Annotated in this window: 22 protein-coding genes; 14 read left to right on the forward strand and 8 right to left on the reverse strand. The window is 70.3% G+C overall.

Annotated features, from left to right (window positions below; all coding sequences use genetic code 11):
• Positions 1 to 6: 6 nt before the first annotated feature.
• From ACIBZJ_RS18100 to ACIBZJ_RS18110, 3 genes are all read left to right on the forward strand, one after another.
• Positions 7 to 795 (forward strand): AzlC family ABC transporter permease, encoded by a 789-nt coding sequence (locus ACIBZJ_RS18100; protein ID WP_395930827.1) that lies wholly within the window; start codon positions 7 to 9, stop codon positions 793 to 795.
• On the forward strand, positions 792 to 1,100 hold the full coding sequence (locus ACIBZJ_RS18105) for an AzlD domain-containing protein (RefSeq protein WP_395930829.1): 309 nt from the start codon (positions 792 to 794) through the stop codon (positions 1,098 to 1,100). The genes ACIBZJ_RS18100 and ACIBZJ_RS18105 overlap by 4 nt, the downstream gene beginning before the upstream one ends.
• A 439-nt stretch (positions 1,101 to 1,539) precedes the next feature.
• On the forward strand, positions 1,540 to 1,722 hold the full coding sequence (locus tag ACIBZJ_RS18110) for a hypothetical protein (protein WP_395930831.1): 183 nt from the start codon (positions 1,540 to 1,542) through the stop codon (positions 1,720 to 1,722).
• Here ACIBZJ_RS18110 and ACIBZJ_RS18115 read toward each other — a convergent pair.
• Together ACIBZJ_RS18115 and ACIBZJ_RS18120 are read right to left on the reverse strand one after the other, a co-directional pair.
• Complete coding sequence (locus ACIBZJ_RS18115; protein WP_395930833.1) at positions 1,712 to 2,947, reverse strand: trypsin-like serine protease; 1,236 nt, start codon at positions 2,945 to 2,947, stop codon at positions 1,712 to 1,714. The two genes, ACIBZJ_RS18110 and ACIBZJ_RS18115, sit on opposite strands and share 11 nt — an antisense overlap.
• Before the next feature lie 203 nt (positions 2,948 to 3,150).
• Positions 3,151 to 4,428 carry a hypothetical protein gene (locus ACIBZJ_RS18120; RefSeq protein ID WP_395930835.1) on the reverse strand — a complete coding sequence of 426 codons (1,278 nt, stop codon included), beginning with the start codon at positions 4,426 to 4,428 and terminating at the stop codon, positions 3,151 to 3,153.
• Positions 4,429 to 4,990: 562 nt separating this feature from the next.
• Between ACIBZJ_RS18120 and ACIBZJ_RS18125 the strand changes: the two genes are divergently transcribed.
• Complete coding sequence (locus ACIBZJ_RS18125; protein ID WP_395930837.1) at positions 4,991 to 5,581, forward strand: hypothetical protein; 591 nt, start codon at positions 4,991 to 4,993, stop codon at positions 5,579 to 5,581.
• 586 nt (positions 5,582 to 6,167) lie between these two features.
• Positions 6,168 to 6,545, forward strand: coding sequence for a hypothetical protein (locus ACIBZJ_RS18130; protein ID WP_395930839.1), 378 nt, complete (start codon positions 6,168 to 6,170; stop codon positions 6,543 to 6,545).
• A 273-nt stretch (positions 6,546 to 6,818) separates the two neighbouring features.
• Here the strand turns inward: ACIBZJ_RS18130 and ACIBZJ_RS18135 are convergent, their stop codons facing one another.
• The 4 genes from ACIBZJ_RS18135 to ACIBZJ_RS18150 all read right to left on the reverse strand — a co-directional run bounded on the left by ACIBZJ_RS18135 (position 6,819) and on the right by ACIBZJ_RS18150 (position 10,120).
• Complete coding sequence (locus ACIBZJ_RS18135) at positions 6,819 to 6,992, reverse strand: hypothetical protein (RefSeq protein WP_395930841.1); 174 nt, start codon at positions 6,990 to 6,992, stop codon at positions 6,819 to 6,821.
• A 156-nt stretch (positions 6,993 to 7,148) separates the two neighbouring features.
• Positions 7,149 to 7,688 (reverse strand): cysteine hydrolase family protein, encoded by a 540-nt coding sequence (locus tag ACIBZJ_RS18140; RefSeq protein ID WP_395930843.1) that lies wholly within the window; start codon positions 7,686 to 7,688, stop codon positions 7,149 to 7,151.
• Positions 7,689 to 7,796: 108 nt separating this feature from the next.
• On the reverse strand, positions 7,797 to 8,858 hold the full coding sequence (locus ACIBZJ_RS18145) for an aspartate-semialdehyde dehydrogenase (protein WP_395930845.1): 1,062 nt from the start codon (positions 8,856 to 8,858) through the stop codon (positions 7,797 to 7,799).
• On the reverse strand, positions 8,855 to 10,120 hold the full coding sequence (locus ACIBZJ_RS18150; protein ID WP_395930847.1) for an aspartate kinase: 1,266 nt from the start codon (positions 10,118 to 10,120) through the stop codon (positions 8,855 to 8,857). The genes ACIBZJ_RS18145 and ACIBZJ_RS18150 overlap by 4 nt, the downstream gene beginning before the upstream one ends.
• Positions 10,121 to 10,757: 637 nt before the next feature.
• Here ACIBZJ_RS18150 and ACIBZJ_RS18155 point away from each other — a divergent pair.
• From ACIBZJ_RS18155 to leuA, 5 genes are all read left to right on the forward strand, one after another.
• Positions 10,758 to 14,459: a nitrate- and nitrite sensing domain-containing protein gene (locus ACIBZJ_RS18155; RefSeq protein WP_395930849.1), complete on the forward strand. Its 3,702-nt coding sequence runs from the start codon at positions 10,758 to 10,760 to the stop codon at positions 14,457 to 14,459.
• Positions 14,456 to 14,878, forward strand: coding sequence for a roadblock/LC7 domain-containing protein (locus tag ACIBZJ_RS18160; protein ID WP_395930851.1), 423 nt, complete (start codon positions 14,456 to 14,458; stop codon positions 14,876 to 14,878). Before ACIBZJ_RS18155 ends, ACIBZJ_RS18160 begins: the two co-directional genes overlap by 4 nt.
• Before the next feature lie 23 nt (positions 14,879 to 14,901).
• Positions 14,902 to 15,261, forward strand: a complete 360-nt coding sequence (locus ACIBZJ_RS18165) for a DUF742 domain-containing protein (protein ID WP_395930853.1) — start codon at positions 14,902 to 14,904, stop codon at positions 15,259 to 15,261.
• Positions 15,242 to 15,862: a GTP-binding protein gene (locus ACIBZJ_RS18170; RefSeq protein WP_395930855.1), complete on the forward strand. Its 621-nt coding sequence runs from the start codon at positions 15,242 to 15,244 to the stop codon at positions 15,860 to 15,862. Before ACIBZJ_RS18165 ends, ACIBZJ_RS18170 begins: the two co-directional genes overlap by 20 nt.
• Positions 15,863 to 16,047: 185 nt before the next feature.
• Complete coding sequence (gene leuA, locus ACIBZJ_RS18175) at positions 16,048 to 17,763, forward strand: 2-isopropylmalate synthase (RefSeq protein ID WP_395930857.1); 1,716 nt, start codon at positions 16,048 to 16,050, stop codon at positions 17,761 to 17,763.
• Between the two features lie 67 nt (positions 17,764 to 17,830).
• Here leuA and ACIBZJ_RS18180 read toward each other — a convergent pair whose 3' ends face one another.
• Both ACIBZJ_RS18180 and ACIBZJ_RS18185 read right to left on the reverse strand, forming a co-directional pair.
• Complete coding sequence (locus ACIBZJ_RS18180) at positions 17,831 to 18,466, reverse strand: class II aldolase/adducin family protein (protein ID WP_395930859.1); 636 nt, start codon at positions 18,464 to 18,466, stop codon at positions 17,831 to 17,833.
• A gap of 13 nt (positions 18,467 to 18,479) precedes the next feature.
• Positions 18,480 to 20,462, reverse strand: coding sequence for an acyl-CoA dehydrogenase (locus tag ACIBZJ_RS18185; RefSeq protein WP_395930861.1), 1,983 nt, complete (start codon positions 20,460 to 20,462; stop codon positions 18,480 to 18,482).
• Positions 20,463 to 20,545: 83 nt separating this feature from the next.
• Here ACIBZJ_RS18185 and ACIBZJ_RS18190 point away from each other — a divergent pair, with 83 nt between their 5' ends.
• From ACIBZJ_RS18190 to ACIBZJ_RS18205, 4 genes are read left to right on the forward strand one after another with little or no spacing between them, the layout of a single operon-like run.
• A complete protein-coding gene (locus tag ACIBZJ_RS18190) occupies positions 20,546 to 21,091 on the forward strand; it encodes an RNA polymerase sigma factor (RefSeq protein WP_395930863.1) in 546 nt (181 codons plus the stop codon).
• On the forward strand, positions 21,088 to 22,020 hold the full coding sequence (locus ACIBZJ_RS18195) for a zf-HC2 domain-containing protein (RefSeq protein WP_395930865.1): 933 nt from the start codon (positions 21,088 to 21,090) through the stop codon (positions 22,018 to 22,020). The genes ACIBZJ_RS18190 and ACIBZJ_RS18195 overlap by 4 nt, the downstream gene beginning before the upstream one ends.
• On the forward strand, positions 22,017 to 22,712 hold the full coding sequence (locus ACIBZJ_RS18200) for a hypothetical protein (protein ID WP_395930867.1): 696 nt from the start codon (positions 22,017 to 22,019) through the stop codon (positions 22,710 to 22,712). The genes ACIBZJ_RS18195 and ACIBZJ_RS18200 overlap by 4 nt, the downstream gene beginning before the upstream one ends.
• Complete coding sequence (locus ACIBZJ_RS18205) at positions 22,709 to 23,515, forward strand: ABC transporter permease (protein WP_395930869.1); 807 nt, start codon at positions 22,709 to 22,711, stop codon at positions 23,513 to 23,515. Before ACIBZJ_RS18200 ends, ACIBZJ_RS18205 begins: the two co-directional genes overlap by 4 nt.
• Positions 23,516 to 23,518: the final 3 nt, after the last annotated feature.

Here is a 23,518-nt window from a genome sequence, read left to right on the forward strand (position 1 = left end):
CTAGCTATGCGTTCGTTATACCGAACACTCGGTCCGGAACTGACCCGAAGTATCGCCCTCGTCTGTCTGGCTGATGCCTTGGTGGGCCTTTCCTTCGGCGCGATCGCGGTGAGCGCCGGGTTCCCGCTCTGGCTGCCGATGCTGCTGTCGGTCGTCGTCTTCGCCGGCGCCTCGCAGTTCCTCTTCATCGGGTTGCTCGCCGCCGGCGGCAATCCGTTCGCCGCTGTCGCGGCCGGTCTGCTGGTCAACGCCCGGCATCTCCCGTTCGGCTTCGCGGTCGCCGACGTTTTTTCTTTACGCCGCCCGGCGAACCGCCGTGGGCGGTGGGAAGGGGGCCCGGCCCCGGAAGCGCCGACACCGCGCGATCGGCTGCGGCGTCTGGCCGGCGCACATCTCCTCACCGACGAAGCGACCGCATTCGCACTGGCCCAGCCCGACCCGGCACGGCGCCGGGCGGCGTTCTGGGCCAGCGGCGTGACCTTGTTCGTCGCCTGGAACATCTCGGTGCTGCTCGGCGGGCTGGCCGGCGCGGTGATCAAAGACACCGACGCGCTCGGCCTCGATGCCGCGTTCCCGGCCGTCCTGCTCGCGCTCGTGCTGCCGTCGCTGAAAGACCCGGCCACCCGGTGGGCCGCACTGATCGGCGTGGTCGTCGCCCTCGCCACCACACCCGTCCTGCCCGCGGGCGCGCCGGTCCTGCTCGCGCTGGTGGGCGTCGTCGTCGTGGCCCTCGTCCGGAAGGCCCGCCCGGCGAAGGAGCAACCAGTGCACACCGCCCGGGGTGAAGCCGCATGATGATCCTCGCGAGCGCCGTCCTCGGGCTCGGCACGTTCGGGTTCCGGGTCGCCGGCCCGCTGCTCCGTGACCGCTTCACGCTCTCGCCCCGCGTCGAGGCCCTGATGACGCAACTCGCGGTCGTGCTCCTGGCCGCGCTGGTCGCGACGTCGGCGACCCTGGAAGGCGGGGGCTTCGCCGGGGTCGCCCGCCCGGCCGGCGTCCTGGTCGGCGGGGTCCTGGCCTGGCGCAAGGCCCCGTTCGTCCTCGTCGTCCTGGCCGCCGCCGTGACCGCCGCCGGTCTGCGCCTGCTCGGCGTCCCCTGAGGGCCTGCGCCTTGCCGACAACGGCGGTGCGCGGGCCGCGCCGCGGGCCGGACGAGCCCCGGGGAGATGATCGCAGCGCGGCGAGAGGAGCACCCATGTCTACGAACCGCTGGCGGACGATCGTCCTCGGCGTCGCCATCGCCCTGGTGGCGGCCAACCTCCGACCGGCGCTCGCGAGCGTCGCCCGGTGCTCTCCGACATCCGGACCGACCTCGGTCTCTCCGGGGCGGGAGCGTCGCTGCTGACGTCGCTGCCGGTGGTGTTCCTCGGCCTGATGGCGGCGGCCGCGCCGGCGCTGTAGCGACGCTGGGCGTTCGGCGTCGCGCTGCTGCTGTTCGCGCTGCGCACCCGCACCGCGGCGGCCACCGACCGCCTTTCCGCCCAGGCGCAGACCGTCGGCTACCTCCTCGCGGCCGCCGGACCGCTGCTGGTCGGCGCCGTGCACGACGCCACCCACGCGTGGACCGCTCCGATCGTGCTGTTGCTCGTGCTCGCCGTGCCGCAGATCGTGTTCGGGCTGCTGGCCGGCGCTCGCCGTGTCGTCGGCGCCCCGGGGCCGGACGACAACGGGCGGGCCGCATCCGCGCGGCCCGCCCGTGGTGCGGGAGGAGTTACCGGGTGATCAGCTGGAGCCCGGTGTCTTGCAGCACCTCGTCGATCGGCTGGAAGAACGACACGAAACCAGGCGTGTCGCACTCGCCGTTCGTGCCGCCGGACACCAGGCCCTGCGCCTGGTCACCGGCGAACAGCGCACCCCCGCTGTCGCCGGGCTGGGTGCAGACGTCGGTCTGGGTCAGGCCCCGGACCTGGCCTTCGGGGTAGACGACCGTGGTGTCGTAGGCCTCGACCGTGCCGCACGTCGTGCCGGTGGTCGAGCCGGTCTTGCAGACCGTGGAACCGACCGGAACGAGCGTGTCGCCGGTGATCGGCTGCGCCTGGTTCCCGTTGATGACCGCGGGCTGGGGGTCGAGCGACTCGGGGTCGTCGACGGCGATCGTGCCGTAGTCGTTGCCGGGGAACTCGACCGTGTCGGACCGGCCGATGACCTGCTGGCCGTCGGTCCAGGTCTGCACGGCGTCGGTGCAGTGCCCCGCGGTGATGACGAACGCGTTCTGGCCGTCGGTGGCGTTGAACGCCGAGCTGCAGCGCCCGCTGCCGGCCGCGTTCAGGATCGCTTGGCCGCCGAAGAACTGCTGGGTGGAGAATTCCGTCGTCGTGCGCGTGACCCGCACCGCGTCGCCGTAGCCGGCGAGTTTGCGCAGCCAGGCGTCCGCACGCGGGTCGGCGGAAGCGCGGTCGGAGACCTGCACCGTGACCGAGTTGCTGGCCGGGTCGATGGCCCAGCTGGTGCCGGGGATCGAGCTGGTCCGGTCGAGCTGGGTCTGGACCTGCTGGAGGTCGTTCATGCTCCGGCTGACGATCTTCGGCGTGCCACCGGCGGCCTCGACGGCGTCCGCCGCCTGCTCATCGGTGACGCCGACCATGACCGCGCCGTCCGACTTGCTGATCCACGTGCCGGCGGTCCGGCCGCCGAGTGCGCTCTGGACCGCGGCCGCGGTCCGCGTCTGGCCGTCCAGCCGGGAAAGCCGGGCCTGCGCTTCGGCCTCGGAGACGCCCAGGCGCCGCGCGATCGCTTGGACCGCCTTCTCCCTGATCGCGGGTGCGTACGCCGACGGTCCGGTATCGGCACCCGCCGCCGACGGCTGCGCGCGATCCGACGCGCCCGCTGTCGGTGCCGTCACCAGGAACGCGGTCAACACGGTGGCGACAGCTCCGGCTAAAACGGACGAGATCGTCACCGTCCGTTGTTTCCTGGACAGTCCGCGACGGTGGCGGGGAGTAGGCATCCATGCTCCTCGGTGTTGACGTCCGACCGAGGCTGCGAGTCCATTTCGTTCGTTATCGCAGCATCGGAGGCGATACGACCAACACGGTTCACCGTCGCGATTGGTTCAGCACGGTTTCCCCGCGATTCCCCTGTGTCACTTTCCACACCAACGGGCTGACCTGGAAACTCTCTGATCCGACAATCGACGCAGATCCGACGCGGTCAGCCGGCCTTGGCGATCGCGCTGTCGACGCTGACAGCCAGTGATGCCGGGCTCGCGAGCCCGAACACCGGCATCCCGGAGGCGTTGGCCAGCGGGGCGGGGAGCAGCCGGGTCTGCCGGCTGCGATCGACCGTCACGGTGGCGAGCCGGTCGGCCGATCCGTACAGGGGCAGACCGAGGCGGTCGAGTACCTCGCCCAACGAGGACGGGGTCGAGAAGAGCGGGAGGTCCCGCGCCCAGCGCACCCGGTCGGCCTGCCACGCGCGCACGTAATCGGCGCAGACCCGGGCGGTGAATTCCCGATGGGCGCCGGTGGCAGCCGAGAGAGCGGCGATCATTCGCCGGGCGGTCTCCGGATCCAGCCTCTCGGTTCGGGCCCGGACGTCGTCGACGAAGAACCGGCGCCGCTCGATCGCCTTCGCCCAGAACTTCTCGGTGAGGTGCTCCAGCGGGCTTCCTTGGTCGAGTTGCCAGAACAGGCTTTCCGCAAGGACGTCCCCGAACTCCTCACGACGCGCGCGGCTCGGCGTCGAGAGCGGGTCGTAGGGGCGCTGGAACGCCGTACCGGTCGTGACCACCGCGCGCTCGGCCGCGCAGTCGAGCAGAAAGAACCAGTCCTCGTTGTAGACGTTGGGGAAGAACCCGTTCACCCGCTGCGGGTTCACCATCAGGGCGCCCGCACCGACGAACGTCTCCTGGTGGCCGCCGGTCTCGCGGTTGATGTGGCAGACGACGGAGTTGTCGGGATAGCCGAGGATGTTCATCCCGGCGGCCCAGCGGTGCTTGCCGAGCGCACTCGCGGCCCGGAACACGTCCACCCAGTCCGGCACCACGATGTCGTCGTCCACGAAGAACAACCGCCGGACGCCGAGCGCGCGGGCCACGATCAGACCGACGTTGCGCTTGACGCTGATGTCGCTCGGACGGGTGCTGGCGCCGGCCGCGACGTCGTCCGCCTCGAAGCGGAACATCGAGGTGTAGCGGGCGTAGCCGGTCGGGACGTCGACGACGATCAGGCGGCCGTCGAGCAGGTGGCCGTAGCGGCGCTCGATCTCGGGTACCGAGCATTTGCCGCTGGCCAGCACCAGCAGCATGCAGCCGAGGTTCCCGGCCAGCCGTACGGCCTCGGCCAGGTACGAGGCCGGTCGGCTGGTGGGTACCGCGATCATCTCCAGCCGGGTCTCGGTCGGCACGGAAACCGGCACCGGGCGCAGGAGGCCCCGGTGTGACCCGTGGTGGTGATCGGACGCCCACCGGGTGGGTTGGGTTGCGGTCATCGATCCGATTTCTTGAGGCCGCGCGACCACTCGAAGAGCCGGTTGGCCGGCAGCGTCCAGTCGGGGGCGTCACACTGTTCCCGGCGAACACTGGGACGCGTACCAGGAGAAGGAACTCCTCCGCCTCGCCAAATCTCTCTTCCAGGTAGTCCTCGTTCCGATCCCGGAACCACGCATCGGTGAGCGCCCGGACCGCGCCGAGGGTGCCGCGCCCGTACATCGCGTTGCAGATCGTCACGGTTCGGCGCCGGTTGAGGGGGCTCGGGCCCCGGTAGAACAGCGCGACGTCCTCCCGGAGCTCTTCCTTGCCGTCGACGATCGCGACATCGGGAGCGAAACGTCGGGAACGGTCCTCGTCGTTCGCCTCGAAGTAGGCGCCCTCGCCCCGCTCCTCGGCCGAGACCTGACTAACCGGCAACTTGAGCCGGTCGAGCAACTCGCGGGTGATCGGGTTCCAGTCGACACCGCCCAACAGCACGAGGTGACCGGCGAAGTCATCGGGCGTCAACGCCTGGGGGGCACGGAACCGGACCCGGGTGTTCTCCGGGTTCGTCGCCCGGATGTGCCCGTAGACCTCGACCATCGCGTCCAGATCCGCGAAGCGGTACATCTCGACGAAGTCGGGGCTCGACGGATCGGCGTACTCAGGACGGTCCGCGATCGGCAGTTCGCTAGCCACGATCACGACCGGCCGATCGTCCTCGAACCGCCAGGTGCTGTTGCCGAGCTTCTTCGCGACCGGCTCTTCGACGATCATCCCGGAGGAGTGCTCGGTGGTCGGGCGGGGAGCAATCGCCTGCCGCCGGAGGTCCAGCAACTCCTTCTCCAGTTCCACGACCTGCTCCCGCTCGGCCGCGGTGAGCTCGCCCTCGTCGAGCAGACCGTCGGTCAGCGAGCGTTCGGACGCGAAGACTCTGGCGTAGGCCCGGAGGCGCTGCTGCGGCGGCGTGATCGGATCGCGATCGCGCTCGTAGGACGAGATGAGCGGAGCGCTCAGCGGTTCGTCGCCCCCGAGGAGCTGGGCGAGCCGCTCCTGCGTGAGGCCGCGACTGAGACCCGATCGACGAAGCTCACGAAGCCGCCGGGCGAGGCGCCGCCCGGGCGTGACCGACTCCAGACTGGTGACTGTCATGACTTCAGCCCTCTGAGCTGAAGTGGGTACCGAGACGGCGACACCCGTCAATACTCCCATGTGTTTGGGCTCATCAGGTGGTGTGGGCCAGACCTCATCACTCGACTAAATGCGCAAGACTGCCGTCTCGTAACATCAGTCTCGGCTTCAGGCGTAAGTCCTGTCGTCAGCCGGTCCGATGAAGCCACGACGGGACAGCCATTCCCCGGCGACCGCCCAAGTTGTCGCGATTGGACGGTACAGAACTTCATTGAATAGTGCCTTATCTCACGCCTGACGTTCTAGCGCTGAATATTTTAGCCAGCCGTCAGTCCATTTCGGGCTTATGGCCTCGAGCAGCAGAAACGCCGTATCCTCGGGACATTCGAATTGCTCTTGAAAAATCTTCTCGACATCGACACCCAGGAGGTCCGAACGAAACGGTCCCTGTCGCGAATCGACAGCGGCCTGCTGTCTTCCTAGAAGTCGGTCGATGCCGCTGGGCGGCTCGGCGCCACAAGACGAACACCCCTGGCGATCCGTTGGCGCGAAGTGCCAGGGGCGTTCGCATCCCTGCTGGCGGAGTGACCTCCACCAGCACTTGAGTGCCGTTGGGGGGTAATCCGCTATGTACAAGGTAACTGTTCTCGCAGACGCAGGGCCGAAAGCACGAAGGATTGTCGAGGTTGGCACCGCCGCCACGATCGCGATCGTTCACGACGTCACCGGTTGGCTGCTGATCGCATTCGCGATCTTGATCATCGCCGTCGCCGGTCCGCGTAAGCGATCCCTCGTCTTCGCTGTTCTTTTCGCGGCCGCGATCGTGCTCGTTGTCACAACAAGTTGGTCGAACCGGGCCGCGGATTCGGCACTCCCGTCGACGACGACAGGGAATAGCGCCCACATCGTCCCGTGGCTCGCCTCGGAGGCCGTCGTCACATTCGCCGCATCGGTCGCCGACAATACGTCGCGAGCGCACACCTTCCTGGTGAGGCCGCGGCGATGATGCACGGCTTCTTCCTCGCCATCGCTACTGAATACTCCTCAGCCCGAGTATCACCGTCCTGGCTGGGCGGCTAAGGCGGCGTCGGCCGTCCCGTCGGAGGGGGCAGGACGGCCGGCGCTCGTATCCCGGCGCCGCCACCGCGATCACGTGTGGCCCTCGGCGCCGCCGTCCTGCTCGGACTCGCCGTAGCCGTTCTGTCCCGGACGGTCCGAGAACGGCGTCGGCCGTCCTGCCGGAGGGGTCAGGACGGCCGACGCTTCTCACTGCGGATACTCAGCCGCGGCGACGCACCGCGTAGCGGCTGCGGTCGTGGACGACGTTGCGTCCACGTCCCGGCACCGGCGTGGTGCGGGGCGATTCCGCGACCCGGCGGCCCCGGGCCGCGGCCCGGCGCTCAGCCCGGTTCGTCTCGACGACCGGTTCGGTGAATGAGGCAGATAGGCGCACGAGGGAACCTCCAGCAAGGGAGAGGCCCAGCTCCGAACACAACGATCAGCTGAGCCCTGCGGACGACGACAGGACGTCTGGGCTCGACCCGTTCCGGGGAGCCCCGCCAGAAGGCGTTTTCAGCTGATCACGTGCCGGACGCTAATCCGCCGCGCGTCACAGCGCCAGTGAATTACCCTCCGCGCAGATCCGAGCGCCCATGTTGAGCTCCATCATCTTCAGCGCCGCGTCGGCCAGGTCCGAGTGGATGCAGGCGACCGCGTCCCGGGGCACCACCACCTCGTGATGGCGGATGTGCGCGTCCAGCGCCGAGTACAGCACGCACTGCTCGGTCACCTGCCCGGTCAGGATCAGCCGCGACGCCCCGAGCTGCCCGAGCAGGTATTCCAGCGGCGTCTGGAAGAAGATCGAATGCCGGGCTTTGATGACGAACATCGTCTCGTCGTCCGGACGCAACGGCTCGACCAGATGGGGCGCCTTGCCCTGGACCGCCAGCGAGTAGATCGAGTCCCGGTTCGACGTCCACGAGCCGAAGTTGTCGTTGACGTAAATGACCGGCACGCCCGCGTCGGTCGCCTGTTCGACCAGACGCACGATCGAAGGCACGACCTTCTCGGCCGACGACAACAACTGGTCGGCGTCCGGATGGTCATACGGCGTAATCATGTCGATCACTACCAAAGCGGTCTCAGTCACCGCGCAGAATTATCCCCAAATGCGGCAACTATGCATCCCTGGCGTTAACCGGCGGGAGAACCGCGCGCTGGTGGGCACCGCCCGCGAAGGCGGCGCCCACCAGCGGCGTCAGCTGAGCTCGGCGGCGATCAGTTCGGCGATCTGTGCGGTGTTGAGCGCCGCACCCTTGCGCAGATTGTCGCCGCAGACGAACAGGTCGAGCGTGTTCGGGAAGTCCAGCGCCTGCCGGACGCGCCCGACGAACGTCGGATCGGCCCCGACGGTGTCGGCCGGCGTCGGGAACTCGCCGTTCGCCGGGTCGTCGAGCACGACCACGTTCGGCGCCGACGCCAGCGCCTCGTGCGCCTCCGCGACCGTCACCGAAGACGCGAACGTCGCGTGCACGGCCAGCGAGTGCGTAGTCACGACCGGCACCCGGACACAGGTTGCGGAAACCCGGAGGTCAGGGATGTCGAGGATCTTCCGCGACTCGTTACGGACCTTCAGCTCCTCGCTGCTCCAGCCGTCGGCCTTGGCCGAACCGGCCCACGGAACGACGTTGAGCGCGAGTGGCGCCGGGAACGGCGACGGCTGGTCACCGAGCTTCTCGGCCAACGCCGCGCGGACGTCACCGGCCCGCACGCCGAGGTCGCGACGACCCCCGACGACCCCGAGCTCGTCGTAGAGCCGGTCCACACCGGGCTGCCCGGCGCCGGAGGCGGCCTGGTACGACGCGACGACCAGCTCGGTCAGCTGCCACCTGCGGTGCAGCGCGCCGAGCGCGTCCATCATCGTCAGCGTCGTGCAGTTGGGGTTCGCGATGATGCCCTTCGGCCGCGAGGCGGCCGCCGCACCGTTGACCTCCGGCACGACCAGCGGGACGTCGGGATCCATTCGGAAAGCACCCGAGTTGTCGACCGCGACCGCGCCGCGCGACACGGCGATCGGCGCCCACTGCGCCGACACCTCGTCCGGCACGTCGAACATCGCGACGTCGACGCCGTCGAAGACCGACGGCTCGAGCAGCCGGACCTCTACTTCCTCACCGCGGACGACGAGCCGCTTGCCGGCCGAGCGCTTGGACGCGACCAGCCGGATCTCGCCCCAGACGTCGGCCCGCTCGGACAGGATCGACAGCATCACGGTGCCGACGGCGCCGGTGGCACCGACCACAGCAAGAGTCGGCTTCATCGTCCACTCCCGGCGTAAACAGTGGCTTCCTCGTCGGTGCCGAGCTCGAACGCCTCGTGCACGGCGCGGACGGCGGCGTCCAGATCGGTGTCACGGCACACGGCCGAGATCCGGATCTCCGACGTCGAAATGATCTCGATGTTGACGCCGACCTTGGCCAGCGCCTCACAGAACGAAGCGATGACGCCCGGGTGCGACCGCATGCCCGCACCGACGACCGAGACCTTGCCGATGTGCTCGTCGAAGATGAGCCGGTCGAAGCCGATCGTGGGCTGCGCCTTCTGCAGCGCGGCCATCGCGGCCGGGCCGTCGGACTTCGGCAGCGTGAACGAGATGTCGGTGCGCGCGGTCGCGGCGGCCGAGATGTTCTGCACCACCATGTCGATGTTGATCTCGGCGTCGGCGACCGTGCGCAGGATCGACGCGGCCACACCGGGCTTGTCGGGCACGCCGACGACGGTGATCTTCGCTTCGCTCCGGTCGTGCGCGACGCCGGAGATGATCGCCTGCTCCACGGAAGAGTCCTCCATCGACCCGGCCACGATCGTGCCGGGCTTGTTCGAATACGACGAGCGGACGTGGATCGGGATGTCGTAACGCCTGGCGTACTCGACCGACCGGAGGTGCAGGATCTTCGCGCCGCAGGCGGCGAGCTCCAGCATCTCCTCGTACACGACGGTCTCGAGCTTCTTGGCGTTCTTCACGATCCGCGGGTCGGCGGTGTAGACGCCGTCCACGTCGGTGTAGATCTCACAGACGTCGGCTTTCAGCGCCGCGGCCAGCGCGACCGCCGTGGTGTCGGAACCACCGCGGCCCAGCGTCGTGATGTCTTTGGTGTCCTGGGCAACGCCCTGGAACCCGGCGACGATGGCGATCGCGCCTTCGTCGACCGCGCCCTGGATGCGCCCGGGTGTCACGTCGATGATGCGCGCGGCGCCGTGCCGCGCGGTGGTGAGCACACCGGCCTGCGAGCCGGTGAACGAGCGGGCCTCGTAGCCGAGCGAGTGGATCGCCATCGCGAGCAGCGCCATCGAGATGCGCTCGCCCGCGGTCAGCAGCATGTCGAGCTCACGACCGGGAGGGACCGGTGCCACCTGTCCGGCCAGGTCGAGCAACTCGTCGGTGGTGTCGCCCATGGCCGAGACCACGACGACGACCTCGCTGCCGGCTTTCCGGGTGGCGACGATTCGTTCCGCGACCCGCTTGATCCGCTCGGCGTCGGCGACCGAGGAGCCGCCGTACTTCTGTACGACGAGTCCCACGTCGCTCCTTCCGTACGGCCCGGGCTGGAGCACACCGGGCAAGTTCCGGGCCCCAGGGTACCGGCGCGTCCAGCCGAATTACTGCGCCGGTCAGCCCCCGGGTGGTATCCGATTGACCACTCATGGGAGACTCGTCACGTCGCGCCGCCCTCACGTCGCCTTCCGTTGAGACAATCCGTAATGGCACGGTTTAGGGCTGACCCGGCAACCACATGAGTTTCACCTCCCACGTTCGGAGGATCCCGCAACACCGGGTAGACGAGATTCTCACCCGGTATCAGGTCATTGCGGGACAAGTGGCCCCACTGTGCACCGCCGCGCTTTCCAGGCAGTCTGGATCGTGGTGCAATGCCACAGCGAACACCGCCGGTGGGTGAGATTTACTCACCGGCCGCGGGGGCGCGTTTCGCCAAGCAGCGACACAGACGGAGGAGTCGTGCCCACGTCCCTCAAGGGCTTACGTCCGGCCGCAACCTCAGAGGGGCCGGCCAGGCGGGTCCCGAACGCCGGAACGCCCTCCGAGGACCGGAACGGCTCCGGGCATGAGCAGGTCGGACGGCCACTCACCCGGAGTCAACGCTTCCTCGGAAATGCCCCGATTCGGGTCAAAGTTGTTCTGATCACACTCGTCCCGCTGATGGCGATGTTCCTTTTCGCCGGCGTACTCACGTACATCGTGACGGACGAGGCCCAGTCTGCGCAGCAGGTGCAACAGCTGGCGCGTCTCGGGGCCGAATCCTCGAAGCTGGTGAACGATCTCCAGCTCGAGCGCCAGGCCGCGGCCGAGTACGCCGCGAACCCGGGCAAGGACAAGAACCACCCGCAGCTGCGCCGGTTCATCCAGCGAGGCACCGCGACCGAGGCCACGCTCCGCGAGTTCATCGCCGAGGCCAACCGACTGGACGCCGACACCAAGGCGCCGATCCAGAACGAGTTGCAGAGCGTCACGCGTGGGTCCCAGACGCTGGTCAACGGCCGCACCAACCTGATGGACGGTGCCCGCGACCAGGGCGTCAGCGTCACCGCGGCGGCGAACAAGTACGAGGGTCTGATCACCGACCTCCTGCACATGGGCGACAGCCTGGCTGCGGCCGCCAACGACCGCGACCTGTCCGACCAGCTCTCCGCGGCGGCCTCGTACTCCCACTACAAGGAGTCGGTCGGCGACGAGCAGATCATCGTGCTGGCGGTGCTGGTCAACGGCCAGAAGCGGTTCACCAACGACACGCTCCGCAGCGACTTGCGCGCGGTGTCCGACCAGGACAGCTTCCTCGAGCAGTTCCGCAACACCGCGACGCCCGACCAGCTGGCCCTCCGCAACGAGACCGTCAGCAAGGAACAGCAGTACCGGACGCTGAGCAACCGGGTCGGTAAGACGACGCTCGGCCAGCAGGTCAACGTCACCGACACCGCCTGGATCAGCACCAGCAACCAGGCCGACACGGTGCTGCGCGGCGTCGAAGAGAAGCTGAACGCGGCCGCGGTCCAGTCCGCCGCCGACTTCCGCGACGACGCGATCCGCAAGACGATCATCGTCATCACGGTCGCGCTCGCGGCCCTCGTCGTCGCCCTCCTGGTCTCGCTGGCCGTCGCCCGCTCGATGGTCCGCCCGCTGGTCCGCCTGCGGTCCTCCGCTCTCGAAGTCGCCTACCAGTCGCTGCCCGAGGTCGTCCGCAAGCTCCAGGACGCCGACCAGCAGACGGCGGCCCAGGCCGCGGTGGAAACCAGGGCCCGCACGCTCGACATCCGCTCCGGCGACGAGATCGGCCAGGTCGCCCAGGCGTTCAACGCGGTCCACCTCGAGGCGGTCCGGGTCGCGTCCGAGCAGGCCCAGCTGCGGCAGAGCGTCTCGACGATGTTCGTCAACCTCTCCCGCCGCTCCCAGCTCCTGGTCGACCGGCTGATCCGCCTGATCGACGGCCTGGAGCAGGGCGAGCGCGACCCCGACCGGCTGTCGGAGCTGTTCAAGCTCGACCACCTGGCCACCCGGATGCGGCGGAACGACGAGAACCTCCTGGTCCTCGCCGGTGCCGACGCCGGCCGCCGGTGGACCCGCCCCGCCCCGCTGGTCGACGTCCTCCGGGCCGCCACCGCCGAGGTGGAGCAGTACACCCGGGTCAAGCTCGGCTCGATCGACGACACCGTGGAGATCTCCGCGGCGGCCGTGAACGACCTCGTCCACCTGGTCGCGGAGATCCTGGAGAACGCCACCTCGTTCTCCTCGCCGCGGACGGACGTCGTCGTCGACTCCCGCCGGGTCGGCGACCACGTGATCATCGAGATCGAGGACCAGGGCATCGGCATGAGCCGCGAGCAGCTCGCGGAGTTCAACGAGCGCCTGGCCAAGCCGCCGGTCTTCGACATCGCGGTCTCCCGCATGATGGGCCTGTTCGTGGTCGGCCGGCTGGCCTCCCGGCACGGCGTCAAGGTCATGCTCCGCGACGCCTCCGGTGGCGGTGTGCTGGCGATCGTGACGCTGCCCACGGGCATCCTGCACGGCGACCAGCCGATCGTCAGCGCGCTTCCTCCGGCGTCGGCCGACGGCGAGGAGCACGACGGCGACCGTCCGCTCGAGCGGGTGGCGTCCGAGCGGGTCGACCAGCCCGGCTACCCGGAGTACCCGGACCAGCCCGCGCTTCCGGCCGCGAACGCTCCGTACGCCCCGACCGGCGCGTTCGGCGCCCCGGCACCGGGCCAGCCCGGCGCGCCGGGCCAGCCGGGTCAGTCGCCGTACGGCGGCGCGCCCACCGCACCGATCCCTGGCCTCCCCGGCCCCGGCGCCCCCGGGCAGCAGCCGTGGGGCCGGCCCGAGGCACCGCAGCCGTGGGGTCAGCCCGAGGCACCGCAGCCGTTCGCACCGGCCGCGTCCAACGAGCAGCCCGCGGCCCCCGGCGACCAGTGGCGTCCGCTGAACCCGCTGCCGTTCGGCGGCGTCCGCCAGAACACCGGCGAGTTCGAGTTCCCGCGCGACACGACCGGCGGCCACCAGCAGCCGAGCGCCCGCGACCTGTTCGGTCCGGTGAACCCGGAGCCGCTGCCGCGCCGCGACGAGCGGGAAGACAGCGGGGCGTTCCCGTTCGCCCAGACGACGCCGACGCCGGCCCAGCCGCCGTTCACCGCACCGGGCACCCAGCCGGAGTTCGGAACCGACCAGCCCGACCCGAGTTGGTCGGAGCCGACCCGGCCGGTGCCGATCATCCGCGACCCGGCCGCCGCGGCGGCGACCGGAACGCACAGCATCCTCGGCGACCTGCGGCCCGAGTCCGCGCCGGTCGACGCACGCGAGCCCGACCTGACGTGGAGCACCGGTGGCATCCCCACCAACCTCCCGCGCCAGCAGGACGAGCAGCAGGGGCCCGGCCAGGCGGTTCCGCTCCCGGTCCGCGACCCGTTCTCGAACGCCCGCGAGCAGATACCGCAGCAGAACCGGCCGGAGTCGCCCGCGGCCCAGACGCCGCCTGCTCAGCCCCCGGCCCCGGCCGCCGCCGAGGCACCGCAGCAGGCCGCACCCGGCGGCCGCAGCGGATCGGCCGCGGACGCGATGGCCGCACTGCGCCGGGAAGCCAGTGCGGAGCGCTCGAGCACGACCGGCGCGCAGAAGATCTTCCGCGCCGGCCCGTCGGACCCGCCGAACTCGGACCCGACGATCGAGATGCCGCTCCCGATCTTCGACGCGATCGAGTCGGAGTGGTTCCGCACCCGCACCGCGGCGGCACCGCAGCGCAACGGCAGCAACGGTTCGTGGTCTCCGCCGCGGGTGCCGGAAGCGCCGGGCGCACCGCGCCGCGCCGAGGAAGACGAGACGCCCGACGACGACGCCAGCCGGCTCACCGGTGGCTCGCTCGCGGACGCTCCGGTCTCCCCGGCGGTCGGTGGCGGCGACACAGCCTTCCCGCAGAACGCGACCGCGGCGTGGAGCCGCTCGCGTCCGGTCGGAAGTAACGGAAGTACCTCGGACGAGACGAGCGCCGACGAGGCGCCCGACCTCGGCCAGGGAGAGCCGGTCGGAGTCGGTGCCTCGCGGCAGCCGGCGACGGCCGCATGGGAGTCGCCGGCGGACGCCGGATGGCGCGCCGCGCAGGCGGCAGCCGAATCTGCTCCCAGCAGCACCACCAAGTCGGGCCTACCGAAGCGTGTTCCGATGGCACACTTCGTTCCAGGCCGTGTGGAGACGGCGGCGAAGAAGGCTTCTCGCCCGGCGTCCCACCGGTCTCCCGAGGCGGTGCGGGGCGTTCTGTCCAGCTACCGCAGCGGTCTCGAGCAAGGGCGGAACGCCGGGCGCCCGTCCCGGACCGGTACGACCCTTGCCGGCTCACCTGAAACGCAGGAGGAGATGTGAGCTCGCTGAGCCACGATGCCCAGAACCTCAACTGGCTGGTGGCGAACTTCGCCAACCGAGTCCCCGGCATCGCACACGCCGTGGCGGTGTCTGCCGACGGACTGCTGTTGGCGGTCTCCGACGGACTCCCGCGTGACCGGGCCGACCAGCTCGCCGCGATCGCGTCGGGTCTGGTGAGCCTCACCCAAGGTGCTGCTCTCTGCTTCGAGGGCGGGAACGTCAGTCAGACGGTTGTCGAGATGGACACGGGCTTCCTGCTGGTCATGTCCATCAGCGACGGTTCGTCGCTGGCCGTGCTCGCGTCGCGGGCGTGTGACATCGGCCAGGTCGGGTACGAGATGGCTCTGCTGGTGGAGCGGGTCGGACAGGTGCTCACACCGGCGCTCCGTACCGAGCTCCACTCCAGCCTTCCGCGCTGAGGGACGACAGGAGACGTCGCGCGATGAGTACCGAGTACGTCGATCAAAGCGGGCCGCTGGTGCGCCCGTACGCGATGACGGGTGGTCGAACGAGACCACGCGTCGACATCGCGATGGAAGCACTGGTCACGGCCACCGCCCGCGGTGACCGTGAGGCCGGCGCGGCCCGGCACGAGTGGCAGAAGATCGTCGACCTCTGTCAACAAGTGCAGTCGCTGGCAGAAATCGCGGCGTATCTGGGCACTCCTCTCGGGGTTGCCCGAGTGATCGTCGGCGACATGGCCGAGGCTGGAATGCTGGACGTGCACGAGCCCGGCAGGCTCGACGACCAGCTCGGAACCTACCTGCTGGAAAGGGTGCTCAGTGGACTTCGGAAGCTCTAGCCCCGGCCGCCCGGCGCCGCGGGTGACGGCGAGCCGCGCCACCTCCGCCAAGATCGTCATCGCCGGCGGATTCGGTGTGGGCAAGACCACGCTGGTCGGCTCGGTCTCGGAGATCCGTCCGCTCACCACCGAGGCGGTGATGACTGCCGCCGCGATCGACGTCGACGACGCCTCGAAGATCCCCGGCAAGAACACCACCACGGTGGCGATGGACTTCGGCCGTATCACGCTCGATGAAGACCTGATCCTGTATCTGTTCGGTACCCCCGGACAGACGCGGTTCTGGTTCATGTGGGACGAGCTGGTGCGCGGCGCGATCGGTGCGGTCGTTCTCGTCGACACCCGGCGGCTCGCCGACTGCTTCGCGGCCGTCGACTTCTTCGAGCAGCGCGGGCTGCCCTACGTCGTCGGTCTGAACTGCTTCGACGGCATCCAGCCGTACACGACGCAGGACGTGCGGGACGCGCTGACGATCGGCCAGGAAGTGCCGATCATCAACTGCGACGCCCGTGGCCGCGACTCGACCAAGGCGTTGCTGATCTCGCTGGTCGAATACGTTTTACGCCTGCGTGGCGCGGCTCCGGCCGGCGTCGGCAGCTGATCTACGTTCACGGAAGGCCGCGGCAGGAAGCCGCGGCCTTCCGTGCTGCTATGGTGATTGACGTGCGGATGGTCGGACTCCTCCTTCTCTGCCGCGGCGAGGCCTCTTAACAAGCCGGCTTCCTCGTCGCGGCGCTTGGCGTGCTTGCCGGCTTGCACCCGCCAAGACCCCAGGAGCACCCGGCAATGAGCTTCATCCGCAATCCGCAGCGTCCCAGCGGTATGCCGATCCACCGCTACACGCCGTTCACCCCGATCGACCTGGCCGACCGCACCTGGCCGGCGAAGCAGACCACCGAGGCGCCGCTGTGGTGCGCGGTCGACCTGCGTGACGGCAACCAGGCCCTGATCGATCCGATGAGCCCGGCCCGCAAGCGCAAGATGTTCGACCTGCTGGTCACGATGGGCTACAAGGAGATCGAGGTCGGCTTCCCGGCGGCCAGCCAGACCGACTTCGACTTCGTCCGGCAGATCATCGAGGAAGACCTGATCCCGGACGACGTCACGATCCAGGTGCTGACGCAGGCCCGCGACGAGCTGATCCAGCGCACGTTCGACTCGGTACGCGGCGCCAAGCAGGCCATCGTCCACCTCTACAACTCGACCTCGACCCTGCAGCGGCGGGTCGTGTTCGGCCTGGACCGTGAGGGCATCACCGGCATCGCCACGAACGGCGCCCGGCTGTGCCAGAAGCTGGCCGAGTCGATGGGCGACACGTACATCCGCTTCGAGTACTCCCCCGAGTCCTACACCGGCACCGAGCTGGAGTACGCGGCCGAGATCTGCAACGCGGTCAGCGACATCTGGGAGCCGTCCGACGACCGGCCGGTGATCCTGAACCTGCCGGCCACCGTGGAGATGGCCACGCCGAACGTCTACGCCGACTCGATCGAGTGGATGAACCGGCACCTGGCCCACCGGGAGAACATCATCCTGTCGCTGCACCCGCACAACGACCGCGGCACCGCCGTGGGCGCGGCCGAACTGGGCGTCCTGGCCGGGGCCGACCGGGTCGAGGGCTGCCTGTTCGGCAACGGCGAGCGCACCGGCAACGTCTGCCTGGTGACGCTGGGCATGAACCTGTTCAGCCAGGGCATCGACCCGATGATCAACTTCAGCAACATCGACGAGATCCGCCGCACGGTCGAGTACTGCAACCAGCTGCCGGTCAACGAGCGGCACCCGTACGGCGGTGACCTGGTCTACACGGCCTTCTCCGGATCGCACCAGGACGCGATCAAGAAGGGCTTCGACTGGATGGACCGGGACGCGGCGGCGGCCGGCGTGGCCGTCGACGACTTCCGCTGGGCGGTTCCGTACCTGCCGATCGACCCCAAGGACGTCGGTCGCACCTACGAGGCCGTGATCCGGGTGAACTCGCAGTCCGGCAAGGGCGGCGTCGCCTACGTGATGAAGACCGAGCACCAGTTCGATCTGCCGCGCCGGCTGCAGATCGAGTTCTCGCAGATCGTCCAGAAGATCACCGACAACGAGGGCGGCGAGGTCAGCCCCGAGGCGATGTGGTCGGTGTTCCGCGACGAGTACCTGCCGAACGCCGACAACCCCTGGGGCCGGCTGGTCCTGCGCGGCTACCGCAACGTCAACGACCAGGTGAGTTTCGACGTCGCCCTGGACGGCGAGCAGAAGACGATCACGGCGGGCGGTAACGGTCCGATCAACGCGTTCGTCACCGCGCTGGGCGACTCCGGCATCCCGGTCCGCCTGCTGGACTACACCGAGCACACGATGTCGGCCGACAGTGGCGCCAAGGCCGCGGCCTACATCGAGTGCGCGATCGGCGAAGACCAGGTGCGCTGGGGCGTCGGCGTCGACACGAACATCGTCACGTCGTCGCTGAAGGCCGTCGTCAGCGCCGTGAACCGCGCCTACCGCACGGCCTGAGAAGCGACACGACCAGGGGCCTTTGCCGACGTGTGCAGCCAGACCGGTACACGTCGGCGGAGGCCGCTCAGCGGGCGCTTTGCCCGTACGTCGCCAGCCGGGCGGTCGCGTCGTCCAGTTCGACGCCGTCGAGCAGCCGCGGGATCACCCCGGAAGACAGCACCCGCAACGCGACCTCGCACACCCACTCCAGGTACACCGCCCGCTCGTAGGCCTCCGCGAGCGTCGCACCCACGGCCACCGCGCCGTGGTTGCCCAGCAGGCAGGCGGTGCGTCCGTCCAGCGCGGCGACCGTGCCGGCCGCCAGCGTGACGGTGCCGTACTCCACGTACGGCGCGACCCGGGGCGCACCGCCGAACAACCCGAGGTAGTAGTGCACGGCCGGGATCTGCGGCACCAGGCAAGACAGGGCGGTCGCGGCGACCGAATGCGTGTGCACGATCGCGCCGACGTCGGCCCTGGCCGCGTAGATCGCTAGGTGCAGCGGTAGTTCGCTGGTCGGGTCGAGCGGCGCGTCGATCGGCGTCCCGTCGAGCGCGTGGACCCCGATGTCTTCGGCCCGCATCGACAGGTACGGCACGCCGGTCGGCGTCACCGCCACCTGCCGGCCGGTCCGGGCCGACACGTTTCCCGAGGTTCCGACGACCAGACGGTCGGCGACCATCCGTTTGCACACTTCGGCGATGGCGCCCCGATCCGTCACGGACGGGATCTTCTCACCCGGCCGCGATCGCGTCGTCGTGCGCCTGCTGCTCGTCCTGGCGTGTGGCTTCGGCGCCCTGGGCGATCGGCGCGTCCAGCCAGTCCTCCGGGATGCCGAAACCGTCCACCAGCAGGGCGGCGTCCGGGCGGAGCTCCCGGCAGAGCGCGTTCACCTCGCCGGTGACCCGCTTCGCGCGCCCGGCCGTCATCCGGCCGTGGCCGAGGAACCAGGCCAGGTCCGCCTCGATCGTCGAGAGCGCGTACAGCGTGCAGACCCGGTCGAGCAGCGCGCGCACGTCCGCGTCCTCGCAGCCCTCCACGGCGGCCGTGAACGCCTCCAGGAGGATCCGCTCGACGTGCACCCGGGCCAGCCGGAGAACGTGGTCCTGTGCCCCGTTGAAGACCGCGAACGCGTCCGCGCCGGGCTCGCCCGCGGCGCGCAGCCGCTTGGCCAGCCCCTCCAGGACGTGCTTCTCCCGATCCTCCAGCAGCGCCAGCTGCCATTCGCGGTTCCGCAGGTCGGCCTCACCCAGCCGGCGCAGCCGATCCACGAGGTTGCGCGCCGACGTGCGCTCGGCCACCACCTCCCAGACCTGGTCGGCGTAGAACTTGACCATCCCGAACGCGTCCAGGTCGCCGAGCTGGTCCCGGTAGCCGGTCAGCAGACCTTTCGCGACCAGCTGCAACAGCACCCGGTTGTCGCCCTCGAACGTGGTGAACACGTCGGTGTCGGCCCGCAGCTGGGGTAGGCGGTTCTCGGTCAGGTAGCCCGCGCCTCCGCAAGCCTCCCGGCACGCCTGGATGGTCGCCGACGCGTGCCAGGTCGCGACCGCCTTCAAGCCCGCCGCGCGCGCCTCCAGCTCCCGCTGCGCCCGCTCGCCTTCGTCGTCCGGAAGGCTTTTTTCTACGCCGTGCGGCGGAACACCGTCGGCCGGCTGCAGTTCGTCCAACGTGCGGACCAGGCCCTCCTGCGCGAAGCGCAAGGCGTAGGTCTTGGCCAGCGCGGGCAGCAGAGCGCGCTGGTGGGTCAGGTAGTCGAGCAGCGTGACCTCGCGCTCCTGGCCCGGCGCGGAGAACTGGCGGCGCACCTGGCCGTAGCGGATCGCGATCGACAGCGCGGTCTGGGTCGCGGACCCGGCACCGCCTGCGACGCTGACCCGGCCGCGGACCAGCGTGCCGAGCATCGTGAAGAACCGGCGCCCGGCGTTCTCGATCGGGCTGGAGTAGGTGCCGTCCGCGGCGACGTCGCCGTAGCGGTTCAGCAGGTTCTCGCGCGGGATCCGCACGCCGGAGAACCAGAGCCGCCCGTTGTCGACGCCGGACAGCCCGGCTTTCCCGCCGCAGTCCTCGATCCGGACGCCCGGGCACGGCTGACCGTCGTGGTCGCGGACCGGCACCAGGAACGCGTGGACGCCATGGGTCTCGTCACCGGTGACGAGCTGGGCGAACACCACCGCGAGCCGGGCATCGCGGGCCGCGCCGCCGATGTAGTCCTTGCGCGCGGACTCGTGCGGCGTCTCCACCACGAACTCCTGCGCGTGCGGGTCGTAGGTCGCGGTCGTCCGCAGGTGCTGGACGTCGGACCCGTGGCCGGTCTCGGTCATCGCGAAGCAGCCGGGCAGGTCGAGGCTCATGATCGCGGGCAGGTAGCGCTCGTGGTGCCGCTCGGTGCCCAGCGCCTGGACCGCGCCTCCGAACAGGCCCCACTGCACGCCGGACTTCACCATCAGCGAGAGGTCGCCGTACCCGAGCATCTCGAACGAGACGACCGAGGCCCCGGTGTCTCCGGCGCCGCCGTAGCGGGTGGGGAAACCGAGCCGGGAGTGCCCGACCTTGGCCAGTTGCTGGAGCTGCTCCCGGACGTGCTGCCGGTGCTCGTCCGGCCCGAGGACGCCGGCCAGCCCGAACTCGGGACGGCGCAGGGCCTCCCGGGCCTCGTCCCGGACCCATCCCCAGTGCCCGTCGAACACCCGCCGAAGCTGCGCGAGGTCTGCCATGTCTCCCATGTTACTGGCGAGTACCCCTCAATTCGCTGAACCATTCCGGCATGTGACCGCTACCCACTTCGGGAGCCGCGGAGGTGGAGTTGGGCAGCGACGACGAGTTACTGCGGGCGATCGCCGCCGGAGACGCGGCCGCGCTGTCCCGGCTCTACGAGCGCTACGCCGGTGCACTGTTCGGCTATCTGCACCGGCTCGCCGGTGACCGGATGATCGCCGAGGAGATCCTCCAGGACACGATGCTCGCGGTCTGGCGGTCGGCGGACACGTTCGAGGGGCGCGCCCGGGTGACGACCTGGCTGTTCGGGATCGCCCGGCGCCAGGCCCACAACCGGCTGCGGGGCCGGTTCGCCCCCGAGCCCGCCGACCTCCCCGACCGGCCCGACGAGGGCGCGGGCCCGGACGAACTCGCGATCGCCGCGGCCGGTGGCACACCGGTGGCCGCGGCCATCGACCGGCTGCCCGCCCACCATCGGGACGTGATCGCGCTGGTGTTCGTGGCCGGACTGCCCCTCGCGGACGTCGCCGACGTGCTCGCGATCCCGGTCGGCACGGTGAAGAGCCGGCTGTTCCACGCCCGAGCCGCCGTCGCGGCGGCGCTCACGGCCCAGGAGGTGCCGGAATGAAGGACAGGCTTCCCGCGTACGCCGCCGGTTCGCTGAGCGACGCGGAGCGCCGACGGGTTCGCGCGCACCTCGCGGACTGCCCGCACTGCCGAGCCGACCTGGCCGCCTGGCAGGCGATCGCGGATGCCGCCCCACCGGCCGGGACGGCGCCGGATCCGGCGCGGATGGTGCGCTCGGTCCTCACCCGAAGTGCGATCGAGACACCGGCCGAGGTGAGGCCGACCCGGCGGTTCCGGGGGCTCGCCGCGCTGCTGGTGGCGGAGGCCCGGCTGATCCGGCCGGGCGTGCCCCTCGCGTCGGCGCTGGTCATAGCGCTCGGCGTCGGACTCGCGCTGCTCCGGACCACGACCGGTGACGCCACCGTCGCGGCCCGGGCCGTCGGTGCCGGCCTCGACGCCGGCGGCAGCGCCGGGCTGGTGCTCGCGCTGATCGCCCCGATCGTCGCCGCGGCCGGAATCGCGGGCACGTACCGCTCCCGGAGTGACCCGGCCGCTGAGCTGATCGCCGCCGCTCCGACGTCCACCCGGCTGTTGCTGCTCGTCCGCCTCATGCTCGTGTTCGGGTGCGACCTCGTGCTCGCGGTCGCGGCGTCGGCCGTGCTGGCCGGCACCGGCGCCGCCGAAACCGCCGGAGTGAACGTGCTGGTCGGCGCCTGGCTCGGGCCGATGGTGCTGTTGTCCTCGCTCAGCCTGCTGATCGCCGTCCGGTTCGGACCCGACGTCGCGCTCGGGGCGGCGGTCGGGCTGTGGGCCGTCCGGGTGCTGTCGGGCACCGTGCTGACGCGGGACGGCTGGCCGGCCCGGTTCATCGTGGAGGTCTGGTCGACGAACGTCCCGGTGCTGGCGGCCGGCGTGATCGTCGCCGTCGCGGCCATGGCTCTCGCGGCCGGTGAACCCTACGGCAGCCGGCGCGCTACCCACTTCCCGTGAAACCACTGACCCTCTGGCAGTACGAGGCCCGCCGGGCGGGCTGGGCGGCGCTGCTCGGGCCTCCGATCGCGATCGCGCTGGGCCTCGCGGCCGCGGCCGCCAACCCGCTGCCCGGCGACGCGAGCACGGCCCGCATCCTGCTCGGCACCCTGGAGATGGCCGTCCCGCTCGCGGCCGGCGTCGCCTGCGCGTCGCTGGTCGGCCGGGATCCGGCCGTGGAACTACAGCTCACCTCGCCCACCCGGTACCGGCTCACGCTGCTGCGGCGGATGGCCGTGACGCTCGGCTGGACCGCGGTGTTCGCCGGGCCTGCGGCGATCGTGCTGGTCGCGACCGGCTGGTGGGCACGCTGGCCGGAAAACCACGGTGCATTCGTCGGCCAGCTCACCTGGGTGGCCCCGACGCTCGGCCTGAGCGGCGCGGGCTTCGCCGCGGCGGCCCTGTTCCGCAGTCCGGGTGCGGCCGGAGCACTGGTGACCACGCTCTGGGCGATCCAGCAGTTCTTCGCCGGTCTCGCCCAGGAGAGCCGACCGGGCCGGCTGCTCTACCTGTTCGCGACGACCCGGGGCACGGCACCGGACGACTGGACCGCGAACCGGCTCACGCTGCTCGGCGCCGCGGGCGCGCTCACCGCGCTCGCGGTGGTCGTGCTGGGCCGCTCGGAACGGCTTCTTCGCGAGGAGGACGAATGATCGCCAGCCTGCGTTACGAGTTCCGCATGCAGGTCCGCAAACGGTCGGTGTGGATCGTGCCCGCACTGACCCTCGTGCTGTTCGTGCTGATCGGCGGCAGCCTGCTGCGTGATCTGTTCGACCCGGCCCAGCGTCCGCCCGAGGCGAAGACCGCCGTCGTCGGCCTGGCGGTCCAGATCCACGCGCTGCTGGCGATCGGGTTCGGGTGCCTGCTCGCCGATCGGCTGATCCGCGACGACCGCCTGCGGGTGGCCCCGATCCTGGACGCCACCCCGGCGTCGCCGCGCGCCCGGCTGCTCGGCAAGTACCTGGGTGCGGGCGCCGCGACGGCCGTCCCGGTCTTCGTGGCGTACTTCGGTTTCGCGCTCGCCTACGCCGTGCACAGCAGCGCTCCGGACGCACTGGGCTGGGCCCTCGTCGCCAGCGCGGTGATGATCCTGCCGGGGCTGCTGTTCGTGGCCGCATTCGCGCTGACCGTGCCGCTGGTCGTGCCGGCACCGCTGTTCCGGGTGTTGTTCGTCGCCTACTGGCTCTGGGGCAACCTGGTTCCGCCGGAGACGATGCCCACGCTGACCGGGACGCTCGTCCACCCGCTCGGTGGCTACCCGCTCACCGCGCTGCTCGACTTCCGCGGCATCGACAACGACGGCGCCCTGGCCGGTCCGGTGGCCGACGCGACGCTGAACTTCCTCCGGCCGGTACCGACGACGGCAACCGCGCTGCTCTCGATCGCGCTGCTGCTGGCGCTCGCGGCCGCCGCGCTCGCGGGCGGTTCCGTACTGCGCTCCCGCCGGACTTCCTGAGAG

Origin of the sequence: Cryptosporangium sp. NPDC051539 (assembly GCF_044454545.1) — a bacterium.
In the GTDB taxonomy this organism is placed as follows: Bacteria; Actinomycetota; Actinomycetes; order Mycobacteriales; family Cryptosporangiaceae; genus Cryptosporangium.

What these genes read in the sequence shown, in the direction of transcription:
- ACIBZJ_RS18100 (WP_395930827.1), top strand. Translation starts at nt 7, where the DNA reads ATGCGTTCGTTATACCGAACACTCGGTCCGGAACTGACCCGAAGTATC.
- ACIBZJ_RS18105 (WP_395930829.1), top strand. Translation starts at nt 792, where the DNA reads ATGATGATCCTCGCGAGCGCCGTCCTCGGGCTCGGCACGTTCGGGTTC.
- ACIBZJ_RS18115 (WP_395930833.1), bottom strand. Translation starts at nt 2,947, where the DNA reads ATGCCTACTCCCCGCCACCGTCGCGGACTGTCCAGGAAACAACGGACG.
- ACIBZJ_RS18120 (WP_395930835.1), bottom strand. Translation starts at nt 4,428, where the DNA reads ATGACCGCAACCCAACCCACCCGGTGGGCGTCCGATCACCACCACGGG.
- ACIBZJ_RS18130 (WP_395930839.1), top strand. Translation starts at nt 6,168, where the DNA reads ATGTACAAGGTAACTGTTCTCGCAGACGCAGGGCCGAAAGCACGAAGG.
- ACIBZJ_RS18145 (WP_395930845.1), bottom strand. Translation starts at nt 8,858, where the DNA reads ATGAAGCCGACTCTTGCTGTGGTCGGTGCCACCGGCGCCGTCGGCACC.
- ACIBZJ_RS18155 (WP_395930849.1), top strand. Translation starts at nt 10,758, where the DNA reads ATGGCGATGTTCCTTTTCGCCGGCGTACTCACGTACATCGTGACGGAC.
- ACIBZJ_RS18165 (WP_395930853.1), top strand. Translation starts at nt 14,902, where the DNA reads ATGAGTACCGAGTACGTCGATCAAAGCGGGCCGCTGGTGCGCCCGTAC.
- leuA (WP_395930857.1), top strand. Translation starts at nt 16,048, where the DNA reads ATGAGCTTCATCCGCAATCCGCAGCGTCCCAGCGGTATGCCGATCCAC.
- ACIBZJ_RS18185 (WP_395930861.1), bottom strand. Translation starts at nt 20,462, where the DNA reads ATGGCAGACCTCGCGCAGCTTCGGCGGGTGTTCGACGGGCACTGGGGA.
- ACIBZJ_RS18195 (WP_395930865.1), top strand. Translation starts at nt 21,088, where the DNA reads ATGAAGGACAGGCTTCCCGCGTACGCCGCCGGTTCGCTGAGCGACGCG.
- ACIBZJ_RS18205 (WP_395930869.1), top strand. Translation starts at nt 22,709, where the DNA reads ATGATCGCCAGCCTGCGTTACGAGTTCCGCATGCAGGTCCGCAAACGG.